This is a genomic window from Collinsella sp. AF38-3AC (genome assembly GCF_003474365.1).
Lineage (GTDB): Bacteria > Actinomycetota > Coriobacteriia > Coriobacteriales > Coriobacteriaceae > Collinsella.
This window is the reverse complement of record NZ_QROM01000005.1, coordinates 22741-35107: the sequence shown is the minus strand read 5'-3', so window position 1 is coordinate 35107 and position 12367 is coordinate 22741. Positions and strand designations below refer to the sequence as shown.

Sequence of the window (12367 nt, the reverse complement as noted above, 5' to 3'; positions counted from 1 at the left end):
CTCCGTTTTCGGATGCTAGTTCAGACGGCTCTTGAGCGCGTCGATGTGAATGCCGATCTTAAGGCTGGCGGGATCGATCTGGGCGACCTCCTGCAGAGTGAAGGCAACGGAGCTCGAAAGATTGTGGCAGACGGACTTCATGTTGACGCCGTTCTCGAGCACGACGTGAAGGTCGACCGTGAGGCCGTTCTCGTCGGCGGAGACAAGCACGCCCTTGCGGAGGCGCTGACCGGCAAGCAGGCGCACGCTCTCGGCGCCCTGGAGCTGCTCGGCCATACCGACAACGCCATAGCACGTCATCGCGGCATAACCGGCAATATCGGCAATAACGTCGTTCGAGACGCTCAGGCTGCCGTTAATGGTCTCAGACACAAGAATCTCCTTATCTGGTGCTCGCGGCACCATCTCGTGGGAGCAATCATTGCAATATTCTACAACGAGCGCGCCATGTTGAGGTGGTGGGTCGCGGGATTACATCCTCGACACGAAATGTTGATATGGTAACGTTCGCGCCAGGCGATCGCGGTATGAAAAAACCCGCCGCATAAGCGACGGGTTTTACAACCTGGCTCCCCGGGTAGGACTCGAACCTACAACAGCGCGGTTAACAGCCGCGTGCTCTACCATTGAGCTACCGAGGAATTTAAAAGCCCAGCGGAATGGGCTGAAAAAACCTGGCTCCCCGGGTAGGACTCGAACCTACAACAGCGCGGTTAACAGCCGCGTGCTCTACCATTGAGCTACCGAGGAATTTAAAAGCCCAGCGGAATGGGCTGAAAAAACCTGGCTCCCCGGGTAGGACTCGAACCTACAACAGCGCGGTTAACAGCCGCGTGCTCTACCATTGAGCTACCGAGGAATTTAAAAGCCCAGCGGAATGGGCTGAAAAAACCTGGCTCCCCGGGTAGGACTCGAACCTACAACAGCGCGGTTAACAGCCGCGTGCTCTACCATTGAGCTACCGAGGAATTTAAAAGCCCAGCGGAATGGGCTGAAAAAACCTGGCTCCCCGGGTAGGACTCGAACCTACAACAGCGCGGTTAACAGCCGCGTGCTCTACCATTGAGCTACCGAGGAATTTAAAAGCCCAGCGGAATGGGCTGAAAAATTCTGGCTCCCCGGGTAGGACTCGAACCTACAACAGCGCGGTTAACAGCCGCGTGCTCTACCATTGAGCTACCGAGGAATAGGAGCGTGCTCTCAAGCAACGAAGTTTATTATACGGACGAATCAGCTCAGGGCAAGAACTTTTTTAAGAAATTTTCCGACCCAACCGTTGCGGCAAGGAGTGTCCCAAAGTGCCGGCAAAAAAGGAACGTCCCTAACTGCCGGAACGGAAACGCCGTGACTACTAAGACTCAATGTAGTCCTTGAGCTTGCTCGAGCGGCTCGGGTGGCGGAGCTTGGCCAGGGTCTTGGACTCGATCTGGCGGATACGCTCGCGCGTGACACCAAACTCGCGACCGACTTCCTCGAGCGTGCGGGGATGTCCGTCGACAAGGCCAAAGCGCAGCTCGATAACCTTGCGCTCACGATCGGCAAGCGAATCGAGCACCTGGGTGAGCTGCTCCTGCAGCATGGAGAAGCTGGCCGCATCGGGCGGAACGATGGCCTGGGAGTCCTCGATGAAGTCGCCCAGCTGGGAATCCTCTTCCTCGCCGATGGGAGTCTCGAGCGACACAGGCTCCTGCGAAATCTTCTGGATCTCGCGGACGCGGTCGGCACTCATGTCCATCTCGGCACCGATCTCCTCGGGGGTCGGGTCGCGACCCAGGTCCTGGAGAAGTTGGCGCTGCACGCGGACGAGCTTGTTGATGGTCTCGACCATGTGCACGGGAATACGGATGGTACGGGCTTGGTCGGCGATAGCGCGCGTGATGGCCTGACGGATCCACCACGTGGCGTACGTGGAGAACTTAAAACCCTTCTGGTAGTCGAACTTCTCGACGGCGCGGATCAGACCGAGGTTGCCCTCCTGGATCAGGTCCAGGAACAGCATGCCGCGACCGACATAGCGCTTGGCGATGGAGACGACCAAACGCAGGTTTGCGCTGATGAGTGCCTGCTTGGCTTCGAGGCCCACGTTCTCAATGCGCGTAAGACGACGCATCTCGGCACGCGTGAGCTCAAGCTCGCCCGCCTCGGCAGCCTCGAGCTTCTCGGTGGCCTCGAGACCGGCCTCGATCTTCATGGCCAGATCGACTTCTTCGGAGGCGGTAAGCAGGTCGACCTTGCCGATCTCCTTGAGGTACATACGAACCGGATCGCCAGTCAGCATCACCGTGGAGGCATCGATGCCACGCACGCGGGAGCGTGAACGGGACGTGCGCACGGTGCGCTTCTTCTTGCTCTTGGAAGAACCCATCTCGGCGTCGGCCTGACGGGCCATCTTGAGCTCATGATCGTCGAGCGAGCCGGAATCGTGCTCGTCGTCGTCATCGAAATCGTCGGTATCGGTATCGTTATCGTCATCGTCGACGTCCATGGGGGCGTCGTCGTTACCGCTCGCGGAGATAATCTGGATGCCGCTGTTGCGCAGCGCGGAATACACCGCGGTGAGCTGCTCGTCAGAAACATCGATATCCTTCAGGGCGACCTGAATCTCGTCCTCGGTTACCGAAGTCCTGTTTGAGCCGTTGCCCATGAGCTTTGCAACGCAGGATTCCAGCCCAGTACCCGTGCTCTCAGTCTTTTTTGGCACAGATTCTCCCTTCATAGTCCACAGGACTCAATACTTTAGCACACACATAGACGTCTATACCCAAAAAGAGAACTGGATATAGGCGAGAATACGCTGGTTGACCACAACATCTAGGCCTGTTCGGTGCCCGCGGTCTCCAAACCGATCAAACGGAACGGGTCCGCCACGCCGCCGATAGACTTTTGCAGCTCGCGTTGACGCTGCGAATCCTGCGCGGCCTGCACGGTCAGCGCGCGGCGGGCCTCATCATCGAGCGATCGATCCTGGCGCAGTTTGGCCTGTGCGGCACGCATGCGGCGCTTGATGGTGTAGAGCTCGAGCGTATCGAGCATGAACACGATGTTCGTCTCGGTAGGGTGTTTGCTCGTCGCGGAGATGCGCCCGGCACTCACAAGCGTTGCCGCCTCGGGACACACCGAGCGCGCCGCATCCATGCAGGTCGCAGGATCGGTACCCGGCGGCGTTGCCAGCACGGCCCACGCGATGGACTCGTGGCGCGGGTCGACCCACTCGATGGAGCAGATGCGGTCAGCATACGTGCGGAACAGGTCGGGGTAGCTCGTGAGCATGGTCAGCAGCTCGCGCTCCCCTGCCAAGGACTTGCGCTCTAGATCGGTCAAAACCATAGGGAACGAGGCGTCTACCGGAGCACCGGCGGGCGCAGAGCCCATACCATCAGGCACGTCGATCGGCGGCAGGTCGTCGACGACCTCCACAGGAGCGGCACCGTAAGCATCGAGCGGGACATAGTCGTACGGCTCTTCCTCGACCGGCGCCGCTACTGCCGGCGTCGCGCCCGACGCCCAAGCACCACGAGATGTCCCCTGCAAACCAGACGACCGACCGCCCGCGCTACCAGATCGCTCGGCTTGCGCCCGCTGGCGTTCATAATTCTGCTCACGACGTCGTTCCGCATCTTCGCGCTTGGCGACATCGCGAAACACGCGACCCGAACTCGCGCGCACCGTCTCCAAATCCAAACCCAGCAGATCGGCAATCTGGATAAAGTACGTGTCGATCATATAGCTATCGCGCAGCGGATAGATAAGCGTCAGCGCATCTTCCAGCGCCTTGGCGCGACCGCCCGGCGTGGTGATGTCGCTCGCTTCCTGCAGCGAACGGTACACGAAGTCCATGAGCGGCTCGGCGGCGTCGATGCGCGCCTGCAGCTCCTTTCCGCCGTGCGCCGTGATGAACTCCATGGGATCGTTGCCGTCGGGCAGCACCACGCAGCGCAGGTCCATCGAATCCTGCTCGATAAACTGTATCGCGCGACGGGCGGCCTTCTGGCCCGCGGCATCGCCGTCAAACATATACACGATGCGCTTGGCAAAGCGGGTGAGCGTCTTGACGTGATGCTCCGTGAGCGCAGTGCCCAGCGTGGCGACGACGTTTTTAATCCCCGCCTCCCAACAGGCGATGCAGTCGGTATAGCCCTCTACCACGATAGCGGTATCCTGCGCGACGATAAACTCCTTGGCCCAATTAAAGCCGTAGAGGTTTCGCTTTTTATGAAACACGCTCGTCTCGGCGGTGTTGAGGTACTTAGGTTGGCCGTCTCCCATGATGCGACCGCCAAAGGCGATGTTATGCCCCTGCTCATCAAAAATGGGAAACATCACGCGGTCGTAGAAGCGGTCGGCAAGCTGCCCGCGCCCGCGACTCACAGCCACGTTGGCGTCGATCATCTCCTGCGGAGTAAAGCCCGCCTGCGACAGATGAGCCACCAGCATGTTACGACCCGGTGCGAAGCCCAGGCAGTAGCGGCGGCAGACGTCGCCACCCATGCCGCGGCTGGCGAAGTACTCACGTGGACGGCCGTCCTTACCGCGCATAAGCATGGTGTGGTAGAACTGGGCGGTCTGGGCGCACAGATCGTAGATTCGGGCACGCTTAGTACCGCGCTCGCGGCGGTCTCCGGTGTCGTGCAGCTCAATACCCGCGCGATCGGCTAAATAACGGATTGACTCGGGAAAGCTCAGGTTCTCGCGCTTCATGATATAGGTGAAGACGTCGCCGCCCTCGCCACATCCAAAGCAGTGCCACACCTGCGTGGCAGGGATAATGTGAAACGACGGGGTCTTTTCGCCATGGAAGGGGCAGCAGCCCCAAAACTCATGGCCGCGGGGCTTGAGCTCAACCGTTTCCTGCACGATGGCTACCAGATCGGACGCAGCGCGGACCTGGTCTTTCTCCTCATCGCTAATCACGGATACTCACCCCCTGCTCACCCAAGTTATGACGGATATCATCGATATTACCCTCGACGGTCGCGATCAACTCGTCCAGGGAATCGAACACGCGTGACGGACGCAGCCAGCGCGTAAACGCCAGCGAAACGGAAGCGCCGTACAGGTCGCCCGTATACCCAATTAAGTTGGCTTCGAGATGCGCAGATGCCGCATCGTCGGCATACGTTGGCGGCAGGCCGACGTTGACAGCAGCGGGCCACACGGTGTCATCGACCAGCACCAGACCCTCATACACGCCATCGGCAGGCACCTGAATGCCACTGGGAACCTGCAGGTTTGCCGTGGGAAAGCCCATGCCAGAACCCTCGTGACGACCGCGAATAACACCGCCACGCACCATATACGGGCGGCCGAGTAACCCAGCAGCAAGCCCCACATGGCCCTGTCCCAGCTCGTGACGAATGCGGGTGGCGCAAATGGCCTCACCGCCCTCGCAAAGCAGGTCGTGACCATACACATCAACGCCGCGCTCGGAACCCCAGACGCGCATCTCGGCAACACCAGAAGCACCGCCGCGACCCAGCCTAAAGTCGCTGCCAACGCGAATCGAACGAATGTCGACCACGCGTGACAACAGTGCGAGAAAACCGACATGGTCGAGTGCCGCAACCTCAGGCGTAAAGGGAACGGCCACCACTGCATCGACCCCGGTTTGAGCCAAGGCATGCAGACGGTCGGCCGTCGTCATCAATTTTTGAGCGGGTGAAGGGCTCACGACAACGTCCGGGTCGGGATCGAAGGTAACTACGACCGCCTTGCAGCCATGGGCACGGGCATCACGGACGAGCGCCGCAACAAGCTCCTGGTGTCCACGGTGCACACCATCAAACACGCCGATGGCGATGGAGGCAGCACCCAAGTGCTCGCACTCATCAAACACATCGGCAGTAACGATGCGAGCCTCGTCCGACTCGCCCGCGAAAAAGATACGCGCGAGCTCGCGAGCGGAAAACATCATCGAACACCGCCGATTGCCTGCGGAAACACGTGATCCATGACAAAGCGGCCACTCTCAATGCGGGCGAGCGCCTTGAGCCCGCCATCGAGCACCAGCGCGAACGGCGCCTTCGAGGAATCGAAATCGGCAAGCGCACGCTCAACGGGAATGCGTCGGCCGCAGAGCAGGTCGTCGGCAAGATTGCCCGGCAAGTCAACACGCGTGGCGCCCAGGGCCGCAATGGGATCAAGGGCAAAGCCAGCCGCGGACTCGGGAGAAAGCTCCTCGACCGCATGACAAGCGCCAATGGAAACAACACCGGAGGCCGTGCGGCGCAACGCGGAAATGTGCGCGGCGCTCTCACAGGCGCGGCCCAAGTCGCGAGCGAGTGCACGGATATAGGTACCCTTGCTCACCGAGAACGCCACGGTCCACACACATGTATCACCTTCACCGCCCACGGCGATCAGGTCGGCGGCATAGACCTCGGCAGGGCGCGGAGGTAGGTCCACCGCATTGCCCTCTCGAGCAGACTTGTAGGCGCGAACGCCATTTACCGAGATAGCCGAAAAAGCCGGCGGCACCTGCATCTGCGGGCCCAAGATGGCGGCCAAGCGCTCGCGGGCATAGGCCGGATCGCGCAGCTCGGGTGCAACGGGCACCGTGCGGACCGCCTCGCCCTCCGCATCATCGGTATTGGTCTCGGCGCCAAACGAGATGTCGGCGACGTAGCTTTTGGTATCGAGCGTGAGCATGCCCAGCAGACGGGTGGCCTGGCCCACACCCACCACCATGACACCCGATGCCATGGGGTCGAGCGTGCCGGCATGGCCGACGCGCCGCTCATGGAGGGCACGCCGGCATTGCGAAACCACATCGTGGGACGTGCAGCCCACCGGCTTATCGACAGCAAGCAGCATATTCAGTTGAGAAGGTGTACGACGAGCCATGTACCATCCAAAAAATTAAAGCTCGACGGTCACCGAAGCGGGATCCTCCCCCACCAGCTCGGCCAGCATGGGAAGTGCCACGGTAAGCGTCTCGAGAATCGTTCCGTTGTTGGAGAAACCGGCGGCAGCGGGATGTCCGCCTCCGCCAAAAGCAGCAGCGATCTCAGACACATTGAGGTCGCCCTTGGAGCGCAGGTTGCCGCGCACCTTGGTATCGCCCTCAATGCCCTTCAGAAACAGGCAGACCTCGACGCCCATCACCGAGCGCACCACGTCAACTAGGCCGTCACACTCATCCGAGGTGACACCGCAAGCCTCAAGGTCACTCTGGTACGCGTAGCTATACGCGACGCGTCCGTGGGCCACCGTCTTGATGCGGCCCATAACGATGGACTTGAGGTGCAAAAACTCAACGCGCATGCTCTGGTAGACCTCGAGCGCAACACGGGCCGGATCGGCACCGTGGGCAACCAGACGCGAGGCCGCATGGAATGCGGCGGCATCGGCGTTTTGGTACTGAAAACGACCGGTGTCGGTAACCAGGCCACACAGCAGACAGGTCGCAACGCCATCACGTGCGACAATGCCGCAATTGTCCAAGAAGCGGTCGATAATCATAGCGCAGGCTGCAGCTTCGACGCGTCTCAGGCTTAGCTCGGCAAACTCCTCGCGCGCCGGATGGTGATCGAAGCACACCACATGCTTGGAGCGGCGAAGCACCTCGGCGGAATTATTGAGGCGCTCGACGACCGGTACGTCCACCGAGATGAACAGGTCAGGATTGCCGGTGTACGCAGATGCCGGCACCAGGCGATCGGAGCCTTCCATAAAGCGGTAGATGCGCGGAACCGGGTCATCGTCTGCTAGCAGCAGGGCAATGTCCTTGTTGGGGAAAAACTTCATAAGCGAGAGGCCCAGACCCAGCACGGAGCCCAGGGCGTCGCCGTCGGGAGAAGTGTGTCCCGAAATCGCAATGGAGGACGCATCCTCGATGAGCTCGAGGATGCGTCGCTGAATATCTGCAGACTCGCACGAGGCGAGGTCGGCGGAATTAGTCATCTAAAGCTGCCTCCTGGGCGGCATCCGCTATGGGGTAGCCGTCCTCGTCCTTTTCGATCGCAAGCGTGGCGGGAACGTTTTCCAGCGCACGCGTGATGCGCTCTGCCTCATCGGTCGAGCGATCGATGCGAAAATCGAGCTCGGGCGTAACACGCCAATCGAGCGAGCGAGCCAACAGGCTGCGAATACGGCCCTTGGCGCTTGCGAGCGCCTCCATGACCTCATCGTAGCGGCTCGCATCGCACGACACGTACACGCGCGCGAACGAACGGTCCACCGCGACCTCGACCGCGGTCAAAGTAACCAGGTCGAGACGCGGATCGGAAACCTCAAAGAGCAGGATATAACCGAGCTTCTCGCGAAGCTGCTCGCCCAGACGGCGGGTTGCCTGCGTTTGCTTCATAGCGCTACCCCCTACTCGGTGCGGGCAACCTGGTCGATGCGGTAACCCTCGATCTGGTCGCCGGGCTTGATGTCCTGGAAGTTCTCCAGGCCAATGCCGCCCTCGGAACCACTCTTGAGGCTCTTGGCCTCGTCCTTGTAGTGGCGCATCGAGGCGATCTTGCCGTTAAAGACCACGATGCCGTCACGCACCAGACGCACGGAATCGGTCGCGGCGATCTCGCCCTCTTCGACGCGGACACCGGCGGCGATACCGACTTTGGGCACCTTGAAGGTGTCCAAGACGGTCGCGGTACCCGTGGAGACCTCGACCTCGGTGGGCTTGAGCATGCCGATACGGGCGGCGTCGAGCTCCTCGAGGCACTTGTAGATGACATCGTAGCAACGGATCTCGACGCCCTCGCGCTCCGCAGCGGAGCGGGCCTTACCGTCGGGACGGACACCAAAGCCGATGATGATGGCGTTGGAGGCGTCGGCCAGGACGACGTCGGTCTCGTTGATGGCACCGACTGCGGAGTGGATCGTGTTGATGCGCACCTCGGACTGGTCCATCTTGTCGAGCGAGTCCTGAAGGGCCTCGATAGAACCCTGAACGTCGGCCTTGATGATCAGGTTGAGCTCCTTGACCTCGGCGTCGGCAATGGTCTCGAAGAGGTTCTCGAGCGTGACGTGCTTAACGCGACTCTGCTCCTCGATACGGGCCTTGAGCGAACGCTCGTCGGCAAGGGCGCGAGCCTCGCGCTCGTCCTCGAACACGCGGAACTCATCACCGGCGTTGGGCACGGACTGAAGACCCAGAATCTCGACGGCGTCGGAAGGACCGGCCTCGGTGACGGCGTTGCCCTTCGGGTCGAGCATGGCGCGGACGCGGCCGTAGGTAAGGCCGGCGACCAGCGTATCGCCCACGTGCAGGGTACCGCGGGTGACGAGCACCGTGGCAACCGAGCCGCGACCCTTGTCGAGCTTGGCCTCGAGGACGTTGCCGGAGGCAAAGGTGTCGGGATTGGCCTTGAGCTCGAGCACGTCGGCCTGGAGCAGCACGGTCTCGAGCAGATCATCGATACCAATCTTCTGCTTTGCCGAGATGTTGACGAACATGTTCTGTCCGCCCCACTCCTCGGGGATGATGCCGTACTCGGTGAGCTCTTGGCGCACGCGGTCGGGGTTGGCACCCGGCTTATCGATCTTGTTGACGGCGACGACGATGGGTACGCCGGCGGCCTTGGCGTGGTTGATCGACTCGATGGTCTGGGGCATGACGCCGTCGTCGGCAGCCACGATCAGAATGACGATGTCGGTCACCTTGGCACCACGGGCACGCATGGCCGTAAAGGTGGCGTGGCCCGGGGTATCGATGAAGGTGATCTTGCGGTCGTTAATCATGACCTGCGAAGCGCCGATGGCCTGGGTAATGCCGCCCGCCTCGCCGGCAGCGACACCGGTGTGACGGATGGCGTCGAGCAGCGACGTCTTACCGTGGTCGACGTGGCCCATGACGGTGACGACCGGTGCGCGCGGCTTAAGGTCGGCGGGATCGTCGTAGAACGAGAAGGTGTTCTCCTCCTCGGGGGTGATGATCTTGATCTGACGACCCAGGTCGTCGGCAACGAGCTCGACGAGGTCGTCGGACATGGACTGCGTCATGGTGAGCGGCGTACCCAGCAGGAACAGGCGCTTGATGATATCGTTGGCCGGAACGTCAAGCGCCTCGGCGAGCTCCTGGACCGTAACGCCCTGGGAGACCTTGATGGCATCGAGCTCCTCGGGGTTCACGCCCTGGGCCAATGCCTCCTCTATCTTGCGCTCCTCCTGAGCCTTTGCAGCCTCGCGCTCGCGCTTCTCCTTGCGCTTCTTGCGGCGACCGGTGGACTCGCGAGAGGCCTCCTCGACGGCGGCACGGGCCTCCTCGAGCACCTTCTCGCGGCTGTACTCCTCGGCCTCGCGAGCCATGCGGCTGTAGTGGTCCTCTTCGTTGTTGTGACCGCCCTTGCGCTTCTTACCCTTGCCCTGCTTGTCGGGGTTGGGGAAGTCCATGCCGGCAGCGACGTTGTTGCTGGCGTTGGTGCGATGGCTGTGCGGGCGGCTCTCGGAGACGTTGCGCTCGGAGTTGTTGTCGGAGGCGTTGCGGTCGTTGCGACGGCCACCGCGGCGGTCGTTGTTACCGCCACGACGGTTACCGCGCTCGGCGGCGCGCTCGGCCTTGGCCTTGTCCTCGGCGTCCTTCTTCTCCTTGAGCACGGTCTCCTGTGCGGCGATCTGGTCGAGCAGCGAACGGAAGCGCGAACCGGAGTCCGAAGCGGGAACGGCGCGGCGCTGAGCCTCGCGGGCTGCCTCCTCCTTCTCGCGGGCAAGGCGCTCCTGCTCGGCCTTCTTTTTGGCCTCGGCCTCGGCGCGCGCAGCCTCCTCGGCAGCCTGGGCTGCGGCAAACTGGCGGCGCTCCTCCTCGCGGGCCTTCTCGGCGGCGATGCGCTCGCGCTCGGCCTCGGCGGCGCGAGCGGCCTCCTCGGCGGCGGCAGCCTCCTCCTCGGCCTGCTTGGCGGCCTCGACTTCCTGAGCGCGGGCCTCGATCACCGAAGCGAGCTGCTTGCGGACCATAGCGACATAGGCGTCCTCCAAGGTGGAGGAAGCGGACTTAGCGGGAATCTTCATATCGGCGAGATGACCCATCAGTTCCTTGGAGGTCATGCCGAACTCTTTGGCCAGGGTGGACACACGGACTTTTGCCATATGACTTCACCTACCCTTTCTGGCACCTTGGGTGCCTAGAGACTGAACGAGCGTGGGAGATGCGCCGGGACCCGCCCGGCGCGACCGCGCGCTAGATCAGGTCCTCCGCATCATCGAAGGCGTCGGTGTCGTGGACACCGCAGAAACGGGAGCCGGGACGAGCCTGGTTGCGGCACTGGATGCCGTCCTCGGACACGTACTCGCAGCGGCGGACATCCTCGTCCTCCTCGTCACCGATCAGGTCGGCGGCGGGCTCCTCGTGAACGGGAACGTTCTTGAGGATGTCGGCGGCAAGCGTCTCGGACTTGATGTCGATGTGCCAGCCGGTCAGGCGCGCGGCGAGGCGGGCGTTCTGGCCCTCCTTGCCGATGGCGAGGGACAGCTGGTCGTCGGGCACGATGACGCCGGCGTAGGCCTTCTCCTCGTCGATGAGGACGCGGGTGACCTTAGCGGGCGAAAGGGCGTTGGCGACGTAGACGGCAGGATCGGCATCCCACAGGATGACGTCGACGCGCTCGCCACGGAGCTCGCCCACGACAGCGCGAACACGGCTGCCCTTGGGGCCGACGCAGGCGCCCACGGGATCCAGACGATCGTCGAGCGAGTGGACGGCGACCTTGGAGCGCTGGCCGGGCTCGCGGGCGATCGACTTGATCTGGACGGTGCCCTCATAGATCTCGGGCACCTCCTGCTCAAACAGACGACGCATGAGCTCGGGGTGGGTACGAGAGATGACAATCGGCGGACGGCTGTGTTCGCCGCGAACAGGCTGCAGGTTGGAGTTGGGGTCGCGAACGTCGATGATCACGGCCTTGATGTGCTGGTTGTGCAGGTAGCGCTCGCCCATCGGACGCTCGTTGCGCTCGTTCTCGTAACGGCGCTGGTCGAAGTGCGGAAGCTCGGCCTCGACGCCCTCGCGAATCTTGACGATCGTAAAGTCGGGGGTGGACTGCAGCACGGTACCGCTGATGAGGTCGCCGATGCGGCCGGAGAACTCCTCGTAGATCTGCTCGCGGGCGGAGTTGCGAACGATGGCGTTGATCTCGGACTTGGCGTGCTGGGCGGCGATGCGGCTCGTGTTCTTGGGAGTGACGTCGATCTCCTCGAACTCGGTAAAGTTGCCCTCCTCGTCCATGGAATCGTCGATCGGCTCCAGGCGGTAGACATAGATCTTGCCGGTGGTGCGGTCGATGGTCACCTTGGCGCCCCACTCAAGATGCAGGATCTCGGCGTAGCTCTTGGCGAGCGACTGCTCCAGGCGGTCGATCAGGTAGAGCTGGTCGATGTGCTTCTCCTGGCAAAGCTCCATCAGGGCGGACATCATGTCGGATGCTGCCAT

9 protein-coding genes and 6 tRNA genes are annotated in these 12367 nt (G+C 62.0%); all 15 read right to left on the bottom strand.

The window, feature by feature from the left end:
- Positions 1 to 15: 15 nt before the first annotated feature.
- Complete coding sequence (locus DW029_RS04600; RefSeq protein ID WP_195919456.1) at positions 16 to 405, bottom strand: Asp23/Gls24 family envelope stress response protein; 390 nt, start codon at positions 403 to 405, stop codon at positions 16 to 18.
- 161 nt (positions 406 to 566) lie between these two features.
- A tRNA-Asn gene (locus DW029_RS04595) sits at positions 567 to 641 on the bottom strand.
- Between the two features lie 34 nt (positions 642 to 675).
- A tRNA-Asn gene (locus DW029_RS04590) sits at positions 676 to 750 on the bottom strand.
- A 34-nt stretch (positions 751 to 784) separates the two neighbouring features.
- Positions 785 to 859 (bottom strand) — tRNA-Asn (locus DW029_RS04585).
- Between the two features lie 34 nt (positions 860 to 893).
- A tRNA-Asn gene (locus DW029_RS04580) sits at positions 894 to 968 on the bottom strand.
- A 34-nt stretch (positions 969 to 1002) separates the two neighbouring features.
- A tRNA-Asn gene (locus DW029_RS04575) sits at positions 1003 to 1077 on the bottom strand.
- 34 nt (positions 1078 to 1111) lie between these two features.
- Positions 1112 to 1186: transfer RNA gene (locus DW029_RS04570), tRNA-Asn, on the bottom strand.
- 165 nt (positions 1187 to 1351) lie between these two features.
- Complete coding sequence (rpoD, locus tag DW029_RS04565) at positions 1352 to 2701, bottom strand: RNA polymerase sigma factor RpoD (protein WP_117742812.1); 1350 nt, start codon at positions 2699 to 2701, stop codon at positions 1352 to 1354.
- A gap of 110 nt (positions 2702 to 2811) precedes the next feature.
- Complete coding sequence (gene dnaG, locus DW029_RS04560) at positions 2812 to 4911, bottom strand: DNA primase (RefSeq protein WP_118098492.1); 2100 nt, start codon at positions 4909 to 4911, stop codon at positions 2812 to 2814.
- Positions 4904 to 5911, bottom strand: coding sequence for a riboflavin biosynthesis protein RibF (gene ribF, locus DW029_RS04555; RefSeq protein WP_233543799.1), 1008 nt, complete (start codon positions 5909 to 5911; stop codon positions 4904 to 4906). The genes dnaG and ribF overlap by 8 nt, the downstream gene beginning before the upstream one ends.
- Positions 5908 to 6840: a tRNA pseudouridine(55) synthase TruB gene (truB, locus tag DW029_RS04550; RefSeq protein ID WP_118345403.1), complete on the bottom strand. Its 933-nt coding sequence runs from the start codon at positions 6838 to 6840 to the stop codon at positions 5908 to 5910. Before truB ends, ribF begins: the two co-directional genes overlap by 4 nt.
- Positions 6841 to 6855: 15 nt before the next feature.
- On the bottom strand, positions 6856 to 7899 hold the full coding sequence (locus tag DW029_RS04545) for a bifunctional oligoribonuclease/PAP phosphatase NrnA (RefSeq protein WP_089571696.1): 1044 nt from the start codon (positions 7897 to 7899) through the stop codon (positions 6856 to 6858).
- Positions 7892 to 8302, bottom strand: coding sequence for a 30S ribosome-binding factor RbfA (gene rbfA / locus DW029_RS04540; protein ID WP_006234038.1), 411 nt, complete (start codon positions 8300 to 8302; stop codon positions 7892 to 7894). The genes DW029_RS04545 and rbfA overlap by 8 nt, the downstream gene beginning before the upstream one ends.
- Before the next feature lie 11 nt (positions 8303 to 8313).
- Positions 8314 to 11028 (bottom strand): translation initiation factor IF-2, encoded by a 2715-nt coding sequence (gene infB, locus DW029_RS04535; protein WP_117735032.1) that lies wholly within the window; start codon positions 11026 to 11028, stop codon positions 8314 to 8316.
- 91 nt (positions 11029 to 11119) lie between these two features.
- The gene (nusA, locus tag DW029_RS04530) at positions 11120 to 12367 is read right to left on the bottom strand and encodes a transcription termination factor NusA (protein ID WP_118345402.1); all 1248 of its coding nucleotides are present in this window, start codon (positions 12365 to 12367) and stop codon (positions 11120 to 11122) included.